Source organism: Ruegeria sp. AH12, from assembly GCF_056541465.1.
Window position 1 is genome coordinate 606,855 of record NZ_JBQFYL010000001.1, and the last position, 19,892, is coordinate 626,746.

19 protein-coding genes and 3 tRNA genes are annotated in these 19,892 nt (G+C 57.4%); 13 read left to right on the top strand and 9 right to left on the bottom strand.

Features of this window, described 5'->3' with window-relative positions:
- The first annotated feature begins 108 nt into the window (after positions 1–108).
- The 4 genes from ACR0EL_RS03045 (at position 109) to ACR0EL_RS03060 (ending at position 3,133) form a co-directional block, all read left to right on the top strand.
- Positions 109–786, top strand: a complete 678-nt coding sequence (locus ACR0EL_RS03045) for a TRAP transporter small permease (RefSeq protein ID WP_480498094.1) — start codon at positions 109–111, stop codon at positions 784–786.
- The gene (locus ACR0EL_RS03050; RefSeq protein WP_170537003.1) at positions 786–2,162 is read left to right on the top strand and encodes a TRAP transporter large permease; all 1,377 of its coding nucleotides are present in this window, start codon (positions 786–788) and stop codon (positions 2,160–2,162) included. Before ACR0EL_RS03045 ends, ACR0EL_RS03050 begins: the two co-directional genes overlap by 1 nt.
- Before the next feature lie 139 nt (positions 2,163–2,301).
- The gene (locus tag ACR0EL_RS03055; RefSeq protein ID WP_170537001.1) at positions 2,302–2,613 is read left to right on the top strand and encodes a DMT family transporter; all 312 of its coding nucleotides are present in this window, start codon (positions 2,302–2,304) and stop codon (positions 2,611–2,613) included.
- 73 nt (positions 2,614–2,686) lie between these two features.
- Entirely contained in the window at positions 2,687–3,133 is a 447-nt protein-coding gene (locus tag ACR0EL_RS03060; RefSeq protein ID WP_480498097.1) for a nucleoside deaminase, read from the top strand.
- A gap of 8 nt (positions 3,134–3,141) precedes the next feature.
- On the opposite strand, the gene tpiA is transcribed toward ACR0EL_RS03060, so the two are convergent.
- Positions 3,142–3,891: a triose-phosphate isomerase gene (gene tpiA / locus ACR0EL_RS03065; RefSeq protein ID WP_480498098.1), complete on the bottom strand. Its 750-nt coding sequence runs from the start codon at positions 3,889–3,891 to the stop codon at positions 3,142–3,144.
- A 123-nt stretch (positions 3,892–4,014) separates the two neighbouring features.
- Between tpiA and ACR0EL_RS03070 the strand changes: the two genes are divergently transcribed.
- On the top strand, positions 4,015–4,926 hold the full coding sequence (locus tag ACR0EL_RS03070) for an isopenicillin N synthase family dioxygenase (protein ID WP_480498100.1): 912 nt from the start codon (positions 4,015–4,017) through the stop codon (positions 4,924–4,926).
- Here the strand turns inward: ACR0EL_RS03070 and ACR0EL_RS03075 are convergent.
- Positions 4,923–5,288 carry a HesB/IscA family protein gene (locus ACR0EL_RS03075; RefSeq protein WP_480498102.1) on the bottom strand — a complete coding sequence of 122 codons (366 nt, stop codon included), beginning with the start codon at positions 5,286–5,288 and terminating at the stop codon, positions 4,923–4,925. The genes ACR0EL_RS03070 and ACR0EL_RS03075 overlap by 4 nt on opposite strands.
- 192 nt (positions 5,289–5,480) lie before the next feature.
- Between ACR0EL_RS03075 and ACR0EL_RS03080 the strand changes: the two genes are divergently transcribed.
- Positions 5,481–5,771, top strand: a complete 291-nt coding sequence (locus ACR0EL_RS03080) for a hypothetical protein (protein ID WP_480498104.1) — start codon at positions 5,481–5,483, stop codon at positions 5,769–5,771.
- A 233-nt stretch (positions 5,772–6,004) separates the two neighbouring features.
- Here ACR0EL_RS03080 and ACR0EL_RS03085 read toward each other — a convergent pair whose 3' ends face one another.
- The 3 genes from ACR0EL_RS03085 to ACR0EL_RS03095 form a co-directional block, all read right to left on the bottom strand.
- The gene (locus ACR0EL_RS03085; protein WP_170536990.1) at positions 6,005–6,367 is read right to left on the bottom strand and encodes an SUF system Fe-S cluster assembly protein; all 363 of its coding nucleotides are present in this window, start codon (positions 6,365–6,367) and stop codon (positions 6,005–6,007) included.
- 89 nt (positions 6,368–6,456) lie between these two features.
- On the bottom strand, positions 6,457–6,735 hold the full coding sequence (locus ACR0EL_RS03090) for an NfeD family protein (RefSeq protein WP_480498106.1): 279 nt from the start codon (positions 6,733–6,735) through the stop codon (positions 6,457–6,459).
- The gene (locus ACR0EL_RS03095) at positions 6,735–7,625 is read right to left on the bottom strand and encodes an SPFH domain-containing protein (RefSeq protein WP_170536986.1); all 891 of its coding nucleotides are present in this window, start codon (positions 7,623–7,625) and stop codon (positions 6,735–6,737) included. Before ACR0EL_RS03095 ends, ACR0EL_RS03090 begins: the two co-directional genes overlap by 1 nt.
- Positions 7,626–7,789: 164 nt before the next feature.
- On the opposite strand from ACR0EL_RS03095, the gene ACR0EL_RS03100 reads away from it, so the two are divergent.
- From ACR0EL_RS03100 to lon, 4 genes are all read left to right on the top strand, one after another.
- Entirely contained in the window at positions 7,790–8,701 is a 912-nt protein-coding gene (locus ACR0EL_RS03100) for a nucleoside hydrolase (RefSeq protein WP_480498109.1), read from the top strand.
- 63 nt (positions 8,702–8,764) lie between these two features.
- Positions 8,765–9,895: a tRNA guanosine(34) transglycosylase Tgt gene (gene tgt, locus ACR0EL_RS03105; RefSeq protein ID WP_480498420.1), complete on the top strand. Its 1,131-nt coding sequence runs from the start codon at positions 8,765–8,767 to the stop codon at positions 9,893–9,895.
- A 92-nt stretch (positions 9,896–9,987) separates the two neighbouring features.
- Entirely contained in the window at positions 9,988–10,395 is a 408-nt protein-coding gene (locus tag ACR0EL_RS03110) for a DUF6636 domain-containing protein (protein ID WP_353007310.1), read from the top strand.
- Between the two features lie 224 nt (positions 10,396–10,619).
- Positions 10,620–13,028: an endopeptidase La gene (gene lon / locus ACR0EL_RS03115; protein ID WP_480498111.1), complete on the top strand. Its 2,409-nt coding sequence runs from the start codon at positions 10,620–10,622 to the stop codon at positions 13,026–13,028.
- A 108-nt stretch (positions 13,029–13,136) separates the two neighbouring features.
- On the opposite strand, the gene ACR0EL_RS03120 is transcribed toward lon, so the two are convergent.
- A tRNA-Val gene (locus tag ACR0EL_RS03120) sits at positions 13,137–13,211 on the bottom strand.
- Positions 13,212–13,412: 201 nt separating this feature from the next.
- On the opposite strand from ACR0EL_RS03120, the gene ACR0EL_RS03125 reads away from it, so the two are divergent.
- The 3 genes from ACR0EL_RS03125 (at position 13,413) to uvrA (ending at position 16,652) form a co-directional block, all read left to right on the top strand.
- Positions 13,413–13,489 (top strand) — tRNA-Asp (locus tag ACR0EL_RS03125).
- A 52-nt stretch (positions 13,490–13,541) separates the two neighbouring features.
- Positions 13,542–13,618, top strand: a tRNA-Asp gene (locus ACR0EL_RS03130).
- 175 nt (positions 13,619–13,793) lie between these two features.
- Positions 13,794–16,652 (top strand): excinuclease ABC subunit UvrA, encoded by a 2,859-nt coding sequence (gene uvrA, locus ACR0EL_RS03135; protein WP_480498113.1) that lies wholly within the window; start codon positions 13,794–13,796, stop codon positions 16,650–16,652.
- 79 nt (positions 16,653–16,731) lie between these two features.
- Here uvrA and mmsB read toward each other — a convergent pair whose 3' ends face one another.
- From mmsB to ACR0EL_RS03150, 3 genes are read right to left on the bottom strand one after another with little or no spacing between them, the layout of a single operon-like run.
- Positions 16,732–17,604, bottom strand: a complete 873-nt coding sequence (mmsB, locus tag ACR0EL_RS03140) for a 3-hydroxyisobutyrate dehydrogenase (RefSeq protein WP_480498115.1) — start codon at positions 17,602–17,604, stop codon at positions 16,732–16,734.
- A gap of 3 nt (positions 17,605–17,607) precedes the next feature.
- Positions 17,608–18,648: an enoyl-CoA hydratase/isomerase family protein gene (locus tag ACR0EL_RS03145; RefSeq protein ID WP_480498117.1), complete on the bottom strand. Its 1,041-nt coding sequence runs from the start codon at positions 18,646–18,648 to the stop codon at positions 17,608–17,610.
- 7 nt (positions 18,649–18,655) lie between these two features.
- Entirely contained in the window at positions 18,656–19,798 is a 1,143-nt protein-coding gene (locus ACR0EL_RS03150) for an acyl-CoA dehydrogenase family protein (protein WP_480498119.1), read from the bottom strand.
- Between the last annotated feature and the right edge of the window lie 94 nt (positions 19,799–19,892).

Here is a 19,892-nt window from a genome sequence, read left to right on the forward strand (position 1 = left end):
GATCGGGCCACGCGTCGGGGGACTGGGGAGTATTCGACGCGTCGGCCGGGCGGGCTGTGAAAGCCCGCCCGCTATCACTCTCATCACAAAAATTGCGGGGACAGAAAGATGTCTGGTGCGAAATCCGGCCCGACCGGGCTGGTCGACCATATCGAAGAAACCCTGATTGCATTGCTGCTGGGCCTGATGACGGCCGTGACCTTTGCCAATGTGATCGCCCGGTTCTTCTTTAATTCCAATATTCTATGGGCGCTGGAGTTGACAGTGTTCATGTTCGGCTGGTTGGTTCTGTTGGGCGCCTCTTATGCGGTGAAAAAGCACGCGCATCTGGGCGTTGATGCGATCCTGAACATGCTGGCCCCGGCACCGCGTCGCGTATTGGCGCTGATTGCCGTCGCTTGTTGTCTGGTTTTCTCGCTTTTGCTGCTCAAAGGGTCCTATGACTACTGGGCGGTGTTCGCGGATTTGCCGCCGACCTCAGGCCGCTGGTTTCCCACGGGTCTGAATTTTGATGCGCGCAGTCAGAGCTTTTACGAAGTTGACGACATCCCGATGATCGCTCCGCTGCGGTTTCTGGAAGGCCTGATCAACTACGGCGAATACTACGAAAAACTACCCAAGGTCGTTCCTTACTTCATCCTACCCCTGTCGATGCTGCTGCTGGTGATCCGCTTTGCGCAGGTCGCCGTTCAGATCTGGCGTGGTGAGACCGACCGCCTGGTCGCCAGTCACGAGGTCGAGGACGAGATCGAAGAGGTCCGGGCTCAGCAAGGAGAGCACAACTAATGGACGTCGTACTTCTCTTTTCAATGGTCATTGGCCTCCTGCTGATCGGTGTTCCGATTGCCGTGGCTTTGGGCCTTAGCTCGACCCTGTTCCTGCTGATCTATTCCGACAGTTCATTGGCTTCTGTCGCAGGAACACTGTTTGAGGCGTTCGAGGGGCACTTTACCCTTCTTGCGATCCCGTTCTTCATTCTGGCCTCGTCCTTCATGACCACGGGCGGTGTGGCGCGGCGGATCATCCGGTTCTCGATTGCCTGTGTGGGGCATTTGCCGGGCGGTCTGGCAATCGCGGGTGTGTTCGCCTGTATGCTGTTTGCAGCACTGTCCGGATCGTCGCCAGCGACTGTGGTCGCCATCGGGTCCATCGTGATCGCAGGGATGCGGCAGGTTGGATACTCCAAAGAGTTCGCCGCCGGTGTGATCTGTAACGCGGGAACTCTGGGCATTCTGATCCCGCCGTCGATTGTGATGGTTGTCTACGCCGCGGCCGTCGAGGTTTCGGTCGGGCGCATGTTTCTGGCCGGTGTTATTCCGGGCCTGATGGCCGGTCTGATGCTGATGATCACCATCTATGTCATGGCCAAGGTTAAGAATCTGCCGAAGGGCGATTGGAAGGGCTGGGGCGAAATCTTCGTCTCGGCGCGCGAGGCTGGTTGGGGCCTGTTCCTGATCGTGATCATCCTGGGCGGTATCTATGGTGGTATCTTCACACCAACCGAGGCCGCAGCCGTGGCCGCTGTCTACGCCTTTCTGATTGCCAGCTTTGTCTACAAGGATATGGGGCCGCTTAGCACGGAAGAAGGGACCGCGAATATCTCGCTGTTCAAAAAACCCCACGCGTTGATCACAGCGTTCTTCCATCCTGACACCAAGCACACGCTGTTCGAGGCTGGAAAGCTGACCGTCACGCTGCTGTTCGTGATCGCCAACGCGTTGATCCTGAAACATGTTCTGACCGACGAACAGGTGCCGCAGCACATTGCCGAGGCGATGCTGTCTGCTGGCCTGGGTCCTGTAACCTTCTTGATCGTGGTGAATGTGATTCTGCTGATCGGTGGTCAGTTCATGGAACCTTCAGGTCTGTTGGTGATCGTTGCACCTCTGGTGTTCCCGATTGCAATCGAACTGGGCATCGACCCGATCCATTTGGGCATCATCATGGTGGTGAACATGGAGATTGGGATGATCACACCACCGGTTGGGCTGAACCTGTTCGTGACGTCCGGCGTTGCCGGCATGCCGATGATGGGTGTCGTGAAGGCTGCGCTGCCTTTCCTGGCGGTGCTGTTCGTCTTCCTGATCATGGTGACGTACATCCCGTGGATTTCGACCTTCCTGCCGAACTCGGTCATGGGGCCTGAAATCATAACGAACTAGCGCGTGGATGGCCGGGCAGCAGATGTTGCCCGGCCAGACTTGAACGTCGGGACAGGGATACCCATCTCTGGATCAGAGGACGACCTCCCCACCACGGGCAGATCATGCGGGACGACCCGCTTTGATACGGGGTCACCTCATGGCATGGATCATGCTTGTTTTTGCCGGAATACTAGAAATTGTCTGGGCGGGTGCGATGAAGCAATCCGCTGGTTTTACGCGGCTTTGGCCGACCGCGATCATGGGCGTTTCGATGATCGGGTCGTTTGGACTACTGTCGCTGGCGATGCGAGACCTGCCGCTAGGCACCGCCTACACGATCTGGGTCGGTATTGGTGCGGTTGGCGCGTTTGTGGTTGGCGTCACCGTGTTGGGTGAAGCGCTGACTCCTATGCGCTTGTTGGCCGCGGCCCTCATCATTGCGGGGATCGTAACCATGAAGCTGGCGTGATGGCGGCGTTGACGCCTGCATCTGTATTCGTCACGCTGCTGACAAAACACCGATCCGAGGAGGTTTACGCGACATGATGACAGACACCGACATGCGCCTACTGCGCATTGCCTATGATGAGGCGAAAGCGGGGTTTGACGAAGGTGGCTGCCCAATCGGATCGGTGTTGGCGCGGGGTGGAGAGGTTGTGTCCAGAGGGCGCAACCAACGGGTGCAGCGTGGTGACCCGATCGCCCATGGCGAAATGGATGCCTTGCGCAAAGCGGGGCGACAGAAGACCTATCTTGATACGGTCCTCTATACCTCTTTGTCACCCTGCATGATGTGTGCGGGCACCATCGTGCAATTCGGAATCCCACGCGTAGTTATCGGGGACACTCAGAACTTTGGCGGTAATGAAGCGTTTCTGCGTGAACGCGGCGTTGAGGTTGTCTTAGCCGAAGACCCAGAATGTATCGCCTTGATGAAGCGGTTTATCGCGGAGAAGCCCGAGCTTTGGGCGGAAGATATCGCTGAGTAACATCCGCCTCACATCGTACGCAATGCGTCGATAATGCCCGAGAAATCATCTGCTTTCAGGCTGGCGCCGCCCACCAGCGCGCCATCCACATTGGATACGCCAAAAATCTCCGCCGCGTTCGACGGCTTGACCGATCCCCCATAGAGCACACGGACCGAACGTCCGACACCCTCACCAAATCGGCGTTCAAGACGGGCACGAATAAAATCGTGTACGGCCCCAATCTCGTCCAGCGTTGGGACTTTGCCGGTGCCAATGGCCCAGATCGGTTCATAGGCGACGATCAGGTTCTCGCCAGTAGATTGATCGGGGATCGAGCCTGACATCTGACCGCCGATGATGTCCAGCGTGTTGGCCGCTTCGCGCTGTTCCAAGCTTTCACCGACGCAGATGACGGCTTGCAACCCTGCGTCCATGGCAGCACGGGCCTTTGCGCGGATATCTTCATTTTGTTCGCCATGGTCCACACGGCGTTCCGAATGGCCCAGGATCACCGCCGAGGCGCCCGCATCCCGCAGCATCTCGGCGCTGATGTCGCCGGTATGTGCCCCCGCGCTTTCCGCGTGGCAATCCTGGCCACCAACGGCCACACCAGAGCTTTCGACGGTTGTCGCAGCACGCTCTAGCAACGTGGCTGGCGGGCAGATCAGGATATCGACCTCGGGCGTTGGATAACGCGCTGCCAACGCCTCAAGCTCGGCAAGGGCCGCGCCGGTTCCGTTCATTTTCCAGTTTCCCGCCGCCAGCTTGCGCCGCATACCCGTTTCTCCCGTTGCATCTGTGATTTGCCATCCGGATATCACCGTTGATCGGGCCTTACAATTCCGGTTGCAGTTCCGGCTGCACCTCGGCACGGTCCGCCGTGATTCGGTGAGGGCGCCATGATTGATAATCTTGATCTCGAAAAACTGGATAGCCGCGACAAGGACGAACTTGCCCGGCTTCAGCAAGCCATCGGGCAGGTGGGTTTTTTAACCATCGGAAATACCGGGCTGAGCGCTGAACGGGTGCAGCAGGTGATTTCGACTTACTTCGACTTCTTCCGGCTGCCTGAGCAGGATAAGAAACTGGTCGATATGGCTGCGACCGGGTCAAACCGGGGGTGGGGCGCGCCGAAATCTGAACAGGTGGATCCGAACGCCAACCCGGATTTCAAAGAGGTCTTTGATTGCGGCTATGAACTGCCTGAACTGAGCCCATATCGCGCGCGCAAACTGAGCGTTTATGCGCCGAACCAGTGGCCCGAGGCACCAGAAAGCTTCGAGCAGACCATCCGTGCCTACTATTCGGATGCGTGTGGTGTAGCAATGCGGGTACTACGCGCCATCGCCGTGGCCCTGGGTCGAGATGCTGACAGTTTCGACACGGCCTTTGACACGCCAATGGCTCTGCTGCGCGGGAATTATTATCCGCAGCGGCCTGTATGGGCGGGCGAGAGGGATTTTGGCATTGGGGCCCATACCGATTATGGCTGCCTGACCCTGCTGGCAACCGATGGAACCGCAGGCCTGGAAGTTCGTATGCCTGACGGGACCTGGGAAAAGGTCGAGGCCGCGCCAGGTACGTTCATCATCAACTTTGGTGAAATGCTTGAGTTCTGGACCGCAGGCCGCGTCAAGGCGACGGAACACCGGGTGGTTGGCGGGGCTCATGAACGGATTTCGGTCCCGTTGTTCTTTAACCCGTCCTACGACACCAATGTCGCGCCGCCTGAGTCAGATCAGATGATTTCGGCAGGTGAGCACCTGACGAAACGCTTCAACGAAACCTATGTGCATTTAAAGTCGGCCTAAGCCTCTGAAGAAAGGCTTTCGTCAAATTTGATTGACTCACCGCATCCGCAGGCGTCGACCACGTTCGGGTTTCTGAACTTGAAACCGGATTCAAGCAGCGAGACCTCGTAGTCAATCTCGGTGCCGAACAGGAACATCTGCGCCATAGGGGCGATCATCACGCGTGCGCCGTCTTGCTCGACGACCTCGTCATGGGGGTCGGCCTCATCCACATAGTCCATGGTGTATTCCATGCCCGCGCAGCCGCCCTTTTTGACGCCGATGCGCAAACCGGCATGCCCACCTGTTGTCATCAGGCGGGTGATCTGCTCTGCAGCTTTGGGCGTCATGGTCACGGCTTGTTTGCCGGGAATGCCGAACATCTGTGTCTCCGTCGTCACGCGTTTGTTTTAATCTAGGCCCGACACGGGCCGGGCTCAAGAGAGCGCGCATTCAATTTCTGTTTCTGCTGCGGGTTGTCATCGGTGGCTGGCTCGCTTTAGCCTGCGAGCAGATTGTTTTGAAGGAGGTCAGACGCGATGACGGTGCAACACATAGTTAGAAAAAGCATCTTGATGGGTTTGCTCTGCTTCGCTGTTGCGCAACCGGCGATGGCTGCCGATGATACAAAGCGGCATCCCGTTAACTGCGCGACTGCACCCGGTGATTTACGCGCGATCGCGGCTGAGAAACGACATGCCGAAGATCAGCAGGTTGAAAGTGTTGTTTCGATTCTGCCCGCGGGTGCTCTGCTGGGTCTGGTGACGGGAACTGAGAACAAACATCTTAAGATGTTAGCAGGCGACTATATCAAACAGCTTGATGCACGCGCGGCCGAGATCAGATCGACTTGTGGCATACCATAAGTGTTTGTTAGACATTGAAAAGACCGCTCTCGGGCAAGAGCGGTCCAGATTCGGGGCCGGGCGGCGGGGGGGCGGCGCATTGGTCACGGCCCAAGTGCATCACTGCGTTCAACCTGTGCGATTGCAGATGCGCCGTAAATGTCCCGCAGCAATGTGACAGGCAGCACACAGCAAGGTAACGCAAAAGCTAATGTTTTGTGACAATCAGCCTTCAGCAGGCTGTTCAGGCTGATTTACATAAAGCCGAGTTCTAGCCGCGCTTCGTCAGACATCATGTCCATGCCCCAAGGGGGTTCCCATGTCAGTTCGACATCAACCTCTTTCACGCCAGCAACGGGTTCGATGGCTTCGACAATCCAGCCGGGCATTTCCCCGGCAACCGGGCATCCCGGAGCGGTCAGGGTCATGATGACTTTGACGGCATTATCTTCCTTGATGTCGATCGTGTAGATCAGGCCCAGATCATAGATATTGACTGGAATTTCAGGGTCATAAACCGTTCGGCATGCATCCACCACTTGATCGTATAGAGGATGTTCGATTGTCGAGGGCGCAATCAAGGGTGCACCTTCAAACTGTTCGCTGGGATGGGTCATCATAGCCTCGGGTCAGTTGCCTGACTTTTTATATAGGGAATGGCCTGCCCAGCGTCCAGTCATCCCGTCCGGGCAATGCCAGAATGGTGTCAGTCATTGATATCGTGCTGGAATGTTTTCACTTGGCCATGCGGCAGTGCGAACATGCGGCGCAAAATCAGCCAGGCAATCAGGGACAGAACCGCAAAAATCAGCAACAGGATGGGCAGCGACGGCGTGACTCCGGGGATGACCAGAATCAAACCTGTGATCGCGGCTCCGATGGCAAAGCCCAGAAAGATGAACCCGGGCAGAACCAGTTCCAGTATGCCGAGCGCCAGGGCGCCCGCCAACCAGATCCACCATGTCAGCCAAAAGGGATCAGCCATTACTTTGCTCCTTTCAGCATCTTAAACGCATCTCCAAATGCTTCCAAGGCGTTGGCCGGAACAACGATAGTCTGTTTGCCCGAACCATTGCCCAATGCGTTGAGCGATTCCACCTGTTTCAGGGCAACCTGGTACTGGGCGGCCTCAATCCCGTTATCCTGAATGGCCTTGGCCACGACACCGGTAGCGTAGGCTTCGGCATCGGCCTGAATACGGCGGGCTTTGGCCGATTGCTCGGCGGCATACAACTCGGCATCTGCCTGCAGCTCAACCGCGCGTTTTTGACCTTCGGCCTCGGTCACTTGTGCGCGTCGTGCGCGTTCGGCGTTCAGCTGCTGCAACATCGCGTCCCGTGTTGCTTGGTCAAGGTTCACGTCCAGAATTTCTGCACGCGTCACCTCAATCCCCCAGTCATCCACGGCGGTTTCGACGCTTTCCTGAATACGGCTGATCAGCTGCGAACGGTTCGATTGAACCTCATCCAGATCCATTTTACCAATTTCCGCCCTGACGATACCGGCGACGGTGGTGGCAATCGCGCCGTCCACATCGCGGATACGGTAGACAGTCTTTTCCGGCTCCAGAATCCGGTAGAATACCGATGTGTCGATCTGCACCAACACGTTGTCCTTGGTAATCGCGTCCTGCGTTGCATTTGGCAGCTGACGTTCCAGGATCGAGATCTTGTGGCGTGCAACATCCAGAAATGGAACGATAAAGTTTATGCCGGGGCCCAGCACCGAGTGCAAACGCCCGAACCGTTCAACTACGTATTTCTCAGATTGTGGCACGATTTTAATGCCCTTGAGAATAACGATGACGACCAGAACGGCGCCAAGCAGGTAGATAATATTCGATGAAAGCAATCCGATGATCTGCTCTTCTGTCATATCTGTCCTCTTTTATTGTGTACTATAGTATACATTTGGGGATTGAGTCGCCCGATTTCAACTCTGGTATGGCGCGAATGTGGTTGGTTGCAAATAGTGTCGTGCCTTGGCGACGACGACAGTGATCGCTTTGCATCTGCATGTGACTGCGGTATCGGAACGGAATGAAACTGATAATTGATACAGACCCCGGCATCGATGACGCGATGGCCATCGCCTACGCTGCCGCCGCGCCCGAAATAGACCTGATCGGCCTGACCACCGTTTTTGGCAATACACATGTCCACCAATCCAGCCGGAACGCCCGATTTTTGGTCAATAAATTGGGTTTGGATATTCCTGTTGCCCAAGGTGCAAGCGCGGCTCATGGCAAAGACGATCACAACCCATCCGAGCATGTGCACGGGCCAGAAGGCTTTGGTGATCTGACCGATATTCCCGAGATCGGGCAGAACCATGATCTGACGGCGGCTGAGTTTCTGGTCGAAATGGCCCAGCAGCATGTCGGAGAGTTGGTTGTCTGTGCCATTGGTCCGCTCACCAATATCGCTGATGCGATGGCGCTGGACCCGCTGTTTTCAAAGAACCTTGGACGCTTGGTGATTATGGGGGGCGCTGTCTATTGCCCCGGAAACATCACCCCGCATGCCGAAGCCAATATCTATCACGATACGCAGGCCGCCGATGCGGTTTTTGCCGCGCCGCCCGAAACGGTTCTGGTGGGTTTGGATGTGACGCTGAAAACGCTGTATCAAAACGCGGATTTCGAGGCGCTGGCGCAGAAGTCAACCGATATAGGGGTGTTCCTGCGCGACATCTCCAAGTTCTATTTGCAGTTCTACAAGGAGATCGGCGGCCTGGATGGCTGTGGCCTGCACGATTCCACCGCGGTGATTGCCTGCACCCATGACCATATGTTCGACTTGGTTCAAACCGGGGTGCAGGTGATTACCGAAGGGGATGCGTTGGGCGCGACAATACCGCAGGATGGCCGCCCGCCCGTGACCGTATGTCGAGATGTGGATGGGGCAGGGGTGGTTGACCTCTTCACGGCCCGGGTCGCTTCGCTGCCTTGACGGGTTGCAATGCATCAGCGGATCGGGCAAAGCCTGCCCGGTTCCGCTATCCGAGTTACTGACATGACCCAGCCGTTTTCATTTGACCTCAAAGCCACCGATGGCAAGGCCCGTACAGGCGTGATCAACACGCCCCGTGGTGAAGTGCGCACGCCAGCGTTTATGCCGGTCGGGACGGCGGCGACCGTCAAGGCGATGATGCCGGAAAGCGTGCGTGCCACCGGGGCCGATATCCTGCTGGGAAACACCTATCACCTGATGCTGCGTCCCACGGCTGAACGGATCGATCGGCTAGGTGGTCTGCACAAGTTCATGAACTGGGGCCGGCCCATTCTGACAGACTCGGGTGGGTTTCAGGTTATGTCTCTGGCCGGGCTTCGCAAGCTGACCGAAAAGGGCGTGACCTTCAAATCCCATGTGGATGGATCCAAACATGAGTTGACGCCGGAACGGTCGATGGAGATCCAACGCCTGCTGGGCTCGGATATTGTGATGTGTTTCGACGAATGCCCTTCGCTGCCTGCTGATCGGGATCGGATCGCTGAGTCGATGCGGCTGTCGATGCGGTGGGCCGAGCGGTCCCGGGATGCGTTTGGCGAACGTCCGGGCCATGCCTTGTTTGGGATCATGCAAGGTGGTTTAGAACAAGACCTGCGCGAAGAAAGCGCCGAGGCGCTGAAAGCCATCGGTTTCGAGGGCTACGCCATCGGAGGCCTCGCCGTGGGTGAGGGGCAGGAGGCGATGTTCGACTGCCTCAACTACGCGCCCGACTTTCTGCCCACGGACAAGCCGCGCTATCTGATGGGCGTGGGTAAACCCGACGATATCGTGGGTGCCGTTGCGCGCGGCGTCGACATGATGGATTGCGTATTGCCATCACGCTCTGGGCGCACGGGGCAGGCGTTTACGCGACGTGGTGTCGTCAACATCAAAAACGCCCGCCATGCCGATGATCCGCGCCCGCTGGACGAGGAATGCTCTTGCCCGGCCTGTTCGAACTATTCACGCGCCTATCTGCATCATGTGTTCCGGTCTAATGAGATGATTTCGGGCATGCTTCTGACCTGGCACAATTTGCACTACTTCCAGGACATCATGCAGGGCATGCGGGATGCGATCGCCGCCGGAACCTTCGACGCGTGGCAGGCTGAGTTTCATGCAACACGCGCGCAGGGTGATATCGAGCCGCTGTAGCCATCCCGTTCGGGTGACAATTGCGTGGTTTTCAGGTAGTCTAAGACCACTTCAAGCAATGCTATTTTTTGTTCGTGACCCGGAGAGTTTTTATGTTTCGCCTTTTTCTCGGTGCAGCTGTTTTCTGCGCGACACCTGCCATTCCAGATGTCTGGACCTTTGAAACCCCATCCGAAAATATTCAGTGTTCGGTAGGGGAAGGCGCTGAGTCTTCTGATATCCAGTGCACGATAATCGAAAAGTCTGGCCAGCCCGCGTTGCCGCGGCCTTCGGACTGCCAATCCGACTGGGGCCATGATTTCCTGATGTTCGATACCGGCCCCGTGGAAATGCTGTGCCAGCCGCTAAATCGAAACCGCGGCGGGTTTGACCGCGCGGAATATGGGGTCACGGGCCAGTTTGGTGGGTTTACGTGCAGTTCTTCTCGGAAAGGTCTTGAGTGTCGCAATCAGGACGGCCACGGATTTTTCCTGTCTCGCGCCGTGCAGCGCGTGTTCTGAGTTTTGGCTGCGTATTTTGCATGCGTGGCGCTCTAATTTCGGTGGATATCTCGGTCGGGCGCCTTGCAGTCCGGAAAACCTCGGGTCATGCTGCGAACTGAGACATGATGGTGAGGTTGAAATAGGGCGGTGACAGCCCCACCTTTAACCATCCAAGACAGGAGACGGCCAGCGGTTGCCTCAAGCAGGGACCAGAGTCGTCTTGCCAACGATAAGGATAGAGCATGCAAGAGCCTCTGAATTCCTCATACCCCGTCCTGCCGCTGCGCGATATTGTGGTGTTCCCACATATGATCGTGCCGCTGTTCGTGGGCCGAGACAAATCGGTCCGCGCGCTGGAAGAGGTGATGCAGGATGATAAGCAAATTCTGTTGTCCAGCCAGATCGACCCCGGTGTTGATGACCCGGAAGTGGACGGCATCTATCAGGCCGGCGTTCTGGCCAATGTGCTGCAACTGCTGAAACTGCCCGATGGCACCGTGAAGGTGTTGGTCGAAGGGCAGGCGCGCGTGCAGATCACCGAATTCCTTGAAAACGATCAGTTTTTCGAGGCTCGCGCCGAATATTTGACTGAAATCCCGGGCGATGTAACCACGACCCAGGCGCTGCTGCGCACTGTGGCGGATGAGTTCGAGCGCTATGCCAAAGTACGCAAAAACATCCCCGAGGAAGCGCTGACTGCCGTTGGTGAGACCACCGAGCCCGCCAAACTGGCTGACCTTGTGTCAGGTCACCTTGGTATTGAGGTCGAGCAAAAGCAGGAACTGCTGGAAACCCTCAGCGTCAGCGAGCGGCTTGAGAAGGTCTATGGCCTGATGCAGGGCGAAATGTCAGTTCTGCAGGTCGAGAAAAAGATCAAGACCCGCGTCAAATCCCAGATGGAGAAGACGCAGCGCGAGTATTATCTGAATGAGCAGATGAAGGCCATTCAGAAAGAGCTTGGCGATGGTGAGGACGGCTCGAACGAAGTTGCCGAGCTGGAAGAAAAGATCAACGAGACCAAGCTGTCGAAAGAGGCGCGCGAAAAGGCCGAAGGCGAGCTTAAGAAGCTCCGTAATATGAGCCCGATGTCGGCTGAGGCCACCGTCGTGCGCAACTATCTGGACTGGATTCTGTCGCTGCCGTGGGGCACCAAATCCCGCGTCAAAAAGGATCTGGGCCGGGCGCAGGATATTCTGGATGCCGATCACTATGGCCTTGAGAAGGTCAAAGAACGGATTGTCGAGTATCTGGCGGTTCAGCAACGCTCGAAAAAGCTGAAAGGCCCGATCCTTTGCCTTGTCGGACCTCCGGGCGTGGGTAAGACCTCGCTGGGTAAGTCCGTTGCCAAAGCAACGGGACGCGAGTTCATTCGCATTAGCTTGGGTGGTGTGCGCGATGAATCCGAAATTCGCGGCCACCGTCGGACTTACATTGGCTCGATGCCCGGCAAGATCATTCAGGCGCTGAAAAAGGCGAAAACCACGAACCCGCTCATCTTGCTCGACGAGATCGACAAGATGGGGCAGGACTTCCGTGGTGACCCGGCCTCGGCTATGCTGGAGGTGTTGGATCCTGAACAGAACAACACGTTCATGGATCATTACCTTGAGGTCGAATATGACCTGTCCAACGTGATGTTCCTGACCACGTCGAACAGCTATAACATGCCCGGGCCTCTGCTGGACCGGATGGAGATCATCCCGCTGGCCGGTTACACCGAAGAGGAAAAGTCTGAGATCGCCAAGCAGCACCTGATCAGCAAGCAGGTCAAAAACCACGGTCTGAAGGCCAAGGAATTTGAACTGACCGATGAGGCGCTGCAATCGATCATCCGCACCTACACCCGCGAGGCGGGTGTGCGGAACCTTGAACGTGAGATCGCCAAGGTGGCGCGGAAATCGCTGACCAAGATCATCAAGAAAGAGGCGGACTCGGTTACCGTGACGCCTGAAAATCTGGATGACTTCCTTGGTGTGCCCAAGTTCCGCTATGGCCTGGCAGAGCAAGACGATCAGATCGGCGTTGTGACCGGTCTGGCCTGGACCTCCGTGGGCGGTGATCTGCTGCATATCGAAGCGCTGAAACTGCCCGGCAAGGGTCGGATGAAGACCACCGGTAAGCTGGGCGACGTGATGAAGGAATCCATCGACGCGGCGTCGTCTTACGTGCGGTCGATCTCGCCGAAGATCGGGGTGAGGCCTCCGCAATTCGATAAGCTGGACATCCACGTCCACGTACCGGATGGGGCAACGCCCAAAGATGGTCCATCGGCTGGTCTGGCGATGGTCACGTCGATTGTCTCGGTCCTGACCGGTATTCCGGTGCGCAAAGACATCGCCATGACGGGCGAGGTATCCCTGCGCGGGAACGCTATGCCCATTGGTGGGTTGAAAGAAAAACTGCTGGCGGCGCTGCGTGGCGGCATTAAGACGGTTCTGATCCCGGAAGAAAACGAAAAGGATCTGGCCGAGATACCGGACAACGTGAAAGAAGGGCTGGAAATCATCCCGGTCAAACACGTCTCGGAAGTGTTGAAGCTGGCGCTCGTGCGTGATCCTGAGCCCATCGAATGGGATGAGGCCGCTGAGGAAGCAGCCGCCGCGGCAGCGAAAGCGGCTGAAAGTGCAGGCCCAGCAGCGACGGCGCACTAAGACTATTAACTAAACTCAAAAAGGCGGGCAGACATGCTCGCCTTTTTTGATGGCGTACCCGAAAACCCAGGACATAGGAGCGCTTCAAAACAATCCGCAAGGGTAAGATGGTGGGTGATAAGAGATTTGAACTCCTGACATCTTCGATGTGAACGAAGCGCTCTACCACTGAGCTAATCACCCATAGCGCGTGCTGTTATCGTGTCCTAAAAGGCTGCGCAAGCCCGAGCTGCTCGGAAATGCTGTGTGAGGCACGAAAATGGGGCCTTCGATTTGGGCCGCATGGAAAAATCAGGCTTCTGTCAAAAAACTTCAAAACGCCGCTTGACGATGTCGGGGCGGGGCCATAATACACCCCAACGTTCCATCGGGAACGGGCAGTGGGCGGTTGTAGCTCAGTTGGTTAGAGTACCGGCCTGTCACGCCGGGGGTCGCGGGTTCGAGCCCCGTCAACCGCGCCATCACTGTCAGCCTTTGATCCAGGCAAACGGATCGGACATAGACCCAAAATGCGCGGTTGTAGCTCAGTTGGTTAGAGTACCGGCCTGTCACGCCGGGGGTCGCGGGTTCGAGCCCCGTCAACCGCGCCATTTTCCCTTGATCATGTCACGTTACCAGAGCGCTGGTCGTATCGCGCCTATCTGCATCGCATCTTGTCAGGATGTGTCGGCAATAATCCAAAAGTTCCGCCTTTGTTCTAACTTTTCTGTTGGAGACTCAGCGCCACTCGCCTATTTCTGAGGGACGTGTTTGTTGGGGGCCAGAATGGCTGAGCTGAAAAATATCGAGGTGCGCGGCGCGCGCGAGCATAACCTCAAAAGCATCGACGTGGATATACCACGGGATCAGCTGGTGGTGATCACCGGTCTGTCGGGCTCGGGCAAGTCTTCGCTGGCCTTTGATACGATCTATGCCGAGGGTCAGCGCCGCTATGTCGAAAGCCTTTCGGCCTATGCGCGTCAGTTCCTGGACATGATGGAGAAGCCGGATGTGGATCACATCAGCGGCTTGAGCCCGGCGATTTCCATCGAGCAGAAAACCACGTCGAAAAACCCGCGCTCGACTGTGGGGACCGTGACCGAGATTTACGACTATCTGCGTCTGCTTTTTGCGCGTGCAGGGACGCCATACAGCCCCGCAACGGGCCTGCCGATCGAAGCACAACAGGTGCAGGATATGGTCGACCGGATCATGACGATGGAGGAGGGGACGCGGGGGTACCTGCTGGCCCCCATCGTGCGGGATAGGAAAGGCGAATATAAGAAAGAGTTTCTGGAACTGCGCAAACAGGGCTTTCAGCGTGTAAAGGTCGATGGCGACTTCTATGAGCTGGATGAACCACCCACATTGGACAAGAAATTCCGCCACGACATCGACGTGGTGGTCGACCGGCTGGTGGTCCGCGAAGGGATGGAGACCCGGCTGGCCGACAGTCTGCGCACCGCGTTGGACCTTGCGGATGGCATTGCCGTTCTAGAAACGGCTCCGCGTGAAGGTGACCCAGAGCGTATCACGTTTAGCGAAAATTTTGCCTGCCCGGTCAGTGGCTTCACCATTCCTGAGATCGAACCCCGGCTGTTTTCGTTCAACGCACCCTTCGGCGCTTGTCCGGATTGTGATGGTTTGGGGGTAGAGCTGTTCTTTGACGAACGACTGGTCGTGCCGGACCAGACACTGAAACTGTATGACGGGGCCTTGGCCCCGTGGCGGAAGGGCAAATCTCCGTACTTTCTGCAAACCATCGAGGCCATCGCGCGGCACTACGAGTTCGATAAGAATACACCGTGGAAGGACCTGCCCAAGAAGGTACAGCAGGTGTTCCTGCGCGGCTCAGGTGAGGAGGAAATCCAGTTCCGTTATGATGAAGGCGGTCGGGTCTATCAGGTCACGCGCAGTTTTGAGGGTGTGATCCCGAATATGGAACGCCGCTATCGCGAGACCGACAGCGCGTGGATCCGGGAAGAGTTTGAACGCTATCAGAACAACCGCCCGTGTGGAACCTGTGAAGGCTATCGCCTGCGCCCCGAAGCGCTGGCCGTCAAGATTGCCGGCCTGCATGTCGGTCAGGTCGTTCAGATGTCGATCCGTGAGGCTCTGGCCTGGATCGAGGACGCCCCGAACCATCTGAGTGTTCAGAAAAACGAGATCGCGCGGGCCATTCTCAAAGAAATCCGCGAACGACTGGGATTCCTGAATAATGTTGGTTTGGAGTACCTTACGCTGTCACGTTCGAGTGGTACTTTGTCTGGTGGCGAAAGCCAACGTATCCGGTTGGCCAGCCAGATTGGCTCGGGCCTGACAGGGGTTCTCTATGTGCTGGACGAGCCCTCAATCGGGCTGCATCAGCGTGACAATGACCGGTTGCTGGGAACGCTCAAGAACCTGCGGGATCAGGGGAATACCGTGATCGTGGTCGAGCATGATGAAGAAGCCATTCGCGAGGCGGATTATGTGTTCGATATCGGCCCCGGTGCCGGTGTGCATGGCGGGCAGGTCGTCAGCAAGGGAACCCCGTGTGAGATTGCCGCAGATGCAGCCTCGGTCACCGGGCAGTATCTGGCCGGAACACGCGAAATCGCAGTGCCTGCCGAACGCCGAAAGGGTAACGGGAAAAAGGTCTCGGTCATCAAGGCGACGGGCAACAATCTTAAGAATGTGACTGCTGATTTTCCACTGGGGAAGTTTGTTTGTGTCACGGGCGTATCGGGTGGGGGCAAGTCCACGCTGACCATTGAAACGCTGTTCAAAACCGCCTCGATGCGGTTGAACGGTGCGCGACAAACCCCGGCCCCCTGCGAGACGATCAAAGGGTTGGAGCATCTGGACAAGGTCATCGATATCGACCAGCGACCGATTGGGCGCACCCCGCGGTCGAATCCAGCGACGTATACCGGGGCCTTCACCCCGATCCGCGACTGGTTCGCGGGATTGCCCGAGGCCAAAGCGCGCGGCTACAAGCCGGGACGGTTCAGCTTCAACGTCAAAGGGGGGCGGTGTGAGGCCTGCCAGGGCGACGGCGTTATTAAGATTGAAATGCACTTTCTGCCCGATGTCTACGTGACCTGCGAGACCTGCAAGGGCGCGCGGTACAATCGCGAGACGCTGGAGATCGAATTCAAAGGCAAGTCCATTGCTGATGTGCTGGATATGACGGTGGAGGACGCGCAGGAGTTCTTTAAGGCCGTGCCCTCGATCCGGGATAAAATGGATGCGCTGGCGCGTGTGGGGCTGGGCTATATCAAGGTTGGTCAACAGGCCACGACTCTGTCCGGGGGTGAGGCGCAGCGGGTCAAGCTGTCGAAAGAGCTGTCGAAACGCTCAACCGGGCGGACGCTATATATTCTGGATGAACCCACCACAGGCCTTCATTTCGAGGACGTGCGTAAGCTTTTGGAAGTGCTGCATGAATTGGTCGATCAGGGCAATACTGTTGTTGTGATCGAACACAATCTGGACGTTGTGAAAACAGCTGATCATATCATCGATATCGGCCCCGAGGGTGGCGATGGTGGCGGTGAAATTGTGGCAACAGGCACGCCGGAAGAGGTTGCCGAAGTTGAGCGCAGCCACACCGGGCGCTACCTCAAACCAATGCTTTCAGGCACCCGTGTCGCGGCTGAATAGGCTGCGACACGGGTTTTTGCGAGGCTCTGCCTCGCGCTCCGGGATATTTTTGGCCAGATGAATGAAGGATCCTTGCGCCTTATTCTCGGCTGCGTTTCTCAAATCTGGGCAGCATGGCCGAAAAATCCTGGCCCAAACCATCTTCGGCTTCGACGAACTGCTGATAGAGTGCGGTGGCGGCCTGGCCCATCGGGGTGTCCGCATCGGCGCTTTCCGCGGCTTGCTGGCTGAGGCGCAGGTCTTTCAGCATCAACTCGGCGGCAAAGCCCGGTTGATAATCATTGTCCGCGGGGCTGGTCGGGCCGACGCCAGGGGCGGGGCAATAGGCGTTCATCGTCCAGCTGTAGCCGGAGGAGGTGCTCACCACGTCGAACATCTTTTGACGGTCGAGCCCCAATTTGTCAGCCAGGGCAAAGGCTTCGCAAGTGGCGATCATGGTGACGCCGAGGATCATGTTGTTACAGATCTTGGCCGCTTGTCCGGCTCCGGCCTCACCGCAATGCACAGCCTTTTGCCCCATAAGGTCGAAGAGCGGCGCGGCCTTGGCAAAGGCGTCTTCAGACCCGCCGGCCATGAAGGTCAATGTACCCGCAGAGGCGCCACCGATCCCGCCCGAAACGGGCGCGTCGACCGATAGCAAGCCAGCGGCATTGGCTTGATCAGCCACGGCGCGCGCGCTGTCGACATCGACCGTGGAGCAGTCGACCAGTGCTGCGCCAGATTGCATATGAGGGATGATCTGGTCTGCGACGGTCCGCAGGATGGCGCCATTCGGAAGCATCGTGATTACAGCCTCGGCACCCGCCACGGCCTCGGCGGCGGTTTCAGCCTTTGTCACACCATCGACACTGACCCCGGCGGTGTCGAACCCCCGCACCTGATGGCCTGCTTTGGCCAGATTGGCCGCCATGGGCGCGCCCATATTTCCCAGCCCGATGAACCCGATTTGCATGACTTATTCCTCCTCGAATGTCAGGGCGTCCTTGCCCAGGGGCTGCAACATTTTTGAAACCGCGACCGCAGGCACGGCCATATCGGCGTATTGCCAGCGCGGACTACGGTCCTTGTCTATGATCTGCGCCCGGATGCCTTCCAAAAAATCACCATGCTGCATGGCGCGGAAGGTGAAACGGTATTCCATCTCCAGCGCGCGGCGCATGGTCAAAGAACTCCCGCGCAGGCGGTGCAACATCTCAACCGTACAGGCCGTTGACAGCGGCGCGTTGCGTTCCAGTTTGGCCAGAGTGTTCGCCGCGAACTCTGAATCACTTCCGCGCAGATTGGTTAGGATATCGCCAAGTGTTTCACCGCCAAAACTGTTATCGATTTCGGATTGCAGATTGGCAAGGTCACCCGCGGGCGGAGCCACAGCGTGTTCGGCGATCAAATCGGCATTGCCAGACGCCTCGAGCATTTCGATCAGATCGGGCCACTGATCCTGTGGGATGAAGTGATCGGCAAACCCGGCAAGGATCGCATCGGCCGGGCCCATGCGCTGGCCTGTGGTACCCAGGAACTCTCCCAACCGGCCGGGCGCGAGGGCTAGCATGAGGGTTCCGCCAACGTCCGGAACCAGCCCGATGGAACATTCCGGCATCGCAATCTGCGCGCTTTCGCCGACAATCCGGTGGCTGCCATGGCAGCCAATGCCAACGCCGCCGCCCATGGTGAACCCTTGCAGGAAGCTGACGACAGGCTTGGGATATTCAAAGATCAGTGCGTTCAGCCGGTATTCGTCGCGCCAAAACGTCTGGCCATAGGTGAAATCGCCCTGCGTTCCTGTCTGATAAAGTTCGGCAATGTCCCCCCCGGAGCAAAAGGCTTTGTCACCCTCGGCATCGAAAATGATCAGATCAACCGCATCATCCTCACGCCAGTTGCGCAGGGCAGTATCGATGGCCATGCACATGTCATAGGTCATGGCATTCAGCGCTTTGGGGCGGGTCAGGGTGATGCGACCGGCGCGGCCGGTTGTGCGGATGTCGATGTCAGACATGAAACCTTTAGCCTTGTGCAATCATCTGGCGCGCAACGATCACGCGCATGATCTCGTTCGTGCCTTCCAGAATCTGATGCACCCGCAGATCACGCACAAGCTTTTCGATGCCGTAATCGGCCAGATAGCCGTAGCCGCCGTGCAGTTGCAGACATTGATCCACAACCTTCGACCCGGTCTCGGTCACGAGTTTCTTGGCCATGGCGCAGAACTTGGTCGCATCCGGCGCGCCCTGATCCAGTTTCCAGGCGGCTTGGCGCAGGAAGGTGCGGGCGGACTGAAGCTCGATCTCCATATCCGCAAGACGGAATTGCAGGGCCTGAAACTGGTCGATGGATTGACCAAAGGCTTTGCGCTCTGACATGTATTGCAACGTCATGTCCAGCCCGGCTTGTGCGGCACCCAGCGAGCAAGAGGCAATGTTCAGACGCCCGCCATCCAAACCCATCATGGCATATTTGAACCCGTCGCCTTCGACTCCGACAAGATTGCCCGAAGGGATTTTGCAGTCGTCGAACTGAACTTGCGCAGTGGGCTGGCTTTTCCAACCCATCTTCTGTTCCAGCGCGCCAAAGCTTAGGCCCGGTGTGCCATCCTCGACATAGACGGTTGAGATGCCTTTGGGGCCATCCTGCCCGGTACGCACCATACAGACATAGGCGTCCGAATACCCTCCACCGGAGATGAAGGCCTTGGAGCCGTTTAGCGTGTAGCCCTCATTCGTGCGTTCCGCGCGGGTTTTTAGCGCAGCGGCGTCTGAGCCGGAGCCTGGTTCGGTTAGGCAGTAGCTGAGGACTGTGTTCAGGCTCAGTACGTCGGGCATAATGCGGGACTTCAAATCGTCGCTGGCAAAGCTGTCCAACATCTTTGCGCACATATTGTGGATCGAGAGGAACGCAGCAACCGAGGGGCAGGCCATAGACAAAGCCTCGAACACCAGCGTGGCGTCCAATCGGGTCAGGCCCGAGCCGCCGCTGTCCTCGGACACATAGAGCGCACCAAACCCTAGCTCGCCGATCTGGGGCCACAGCTCTTTTGGGATGATGCCGTCACTTTCCCATTCCCGTGCGAATGGGGCGATGTTTTCCTGCCCAAACCCATAGGCCATATCGAAAATTGCGGTCTGTTCCTCGGTCAGCCCGAAATCCATTGCTACCCTCCCGTCGGCATTGAATTGAACGGTTGTTTATTTCTCAATCGTTACAGAAATTTTTCAAGGTCGGCAATTGCAGGCGGCGCGGGTT

Coding starts and splice junctions, on each gene's coding strand:
- ACR0EL_RS03045 (WP_480498094.1), top strand. CDS start 109: ATGTCTGGTGCGAAATCCGGCCCGACCGGGCTGGTCGACCATATCGAA.
- ACR0EL_RS03050 (WP_170537003.1), top strand. CDS start 786: ATGGACGTCGTACTTCTCTTTTCAATGGTCATTGGCCTCCTGCTGATC.
- ACR0EL_RS03055 (WP_170537001.1), top strand. CDS start 2,302: ATGGCATGGATCATGCTTGTTTTTGCCGGAATACTAGAAATTGTCTGG.
- ACR0EL_RS03060 (WP_480498097.1), top strand. CDS start 2,687: ATGATGACAGACACCGACATGCGCCTACTGCGCATTGCCTATGATGAG.
- tpiA (WP_480498098.1), bottom strand. CDS start 3,891: ATGCGGCGCAAGCTGGCGGCGGGAAACTGGAAAATGAACGGAACCGGC.
- ACR0EL_RS03070 (WP_480498100.1), top strand. CDS start 4,015: ATGATTGATAATCTTGATCTCGAAAAACTGGATAGCCGCGACAAGGAC.
- ACR0EL_RS03075 (WP_480498102.1), bottom strand. CDS start 5,288: ATGTTCGGCATTCCCGGCAAACAAGCCGTGACCATGACGCCCAAAGCT.
- ACR0EL_RS03080 (WP_480498104.1), top strand. CDS start 5,481: ATGGGTTTGCTCTGCTTCGCTGTTGCGCAACCGGCGATGGCTGCCGAT.
- ACR0EL_RS03085 (WP_170536990.1), bottom strand. CDS start 6,367: ATGACCCATCCCAGCGAACAGTTTGAAGGTGCACCCTTGATTGCGCCC.
- ACR0EL_RS03090 (WP_480498106.1), bottom strand. CDS start 6,735: ATGGCTGATCCCTTTTGGCTGACATGGTGGATCTGGTTGGCGGGCGCC.
- ACR0EL_RS03095 (WP_170536986.1), bottom strand. CDS start 7,625: ATGACAGAAGAGCAGATCATCGGATTGCTTTCATCGAATATTATCTAC.
- ACR0EL_RS03100 (WP_480498109.1), top strand. CDS start 7,790: ATGAAACTGATAATTGATACAGACCCCGGCATCGATGACGCGATGGCC.
- tgt (WP_480498420.1), top strand. CDS start 8,765: ATGACCCAGCCGTTTTCATTTGACCTCAAAGCCACCGATGGCAAGGCC.
- ACR0EL_RS03110 (WP_353007310.1), top strand. CDS start 9,988: ATGTTTCGCCTTTTTCTCGGTGCAGCTGTTTTCTGCGCGACACCTGCC.
- lon (WP_480498111.1), top strand. CDS start 10,620: ATGCAAGAGCCTCTGAATTCCTCATACCCCGTCCTGCCGCTGCGCGAT.
- uvrA (WP_480498113.1), top strand. CDS start 13,794: ATGGCTGAGCTGAAAAATATCGAGGTGCGCGGCGCGCGCGAGCATAAC.
- mmsB (WP_480498115.1), bottom strand. CDS start 17,604: ATGCAAATCGGGTTCATCGGGCTGGGAAATATGGGCGCGCCCATGGCG.
- ACR0EL_RS03145 (WP_480498117.1), bottom strand. CDS start 18,648: ATGTCTGACATCGACATCCGCACAACCGGCCGCGCCGGTCGCATCACC.
- ACR0EL_RS03150 (WP_480498119.1), bottom strand. CDS start 19,798: ATGGATTTCGGGCTGACCGAGGAACAGACCGCAATTTTCGATATGGCC.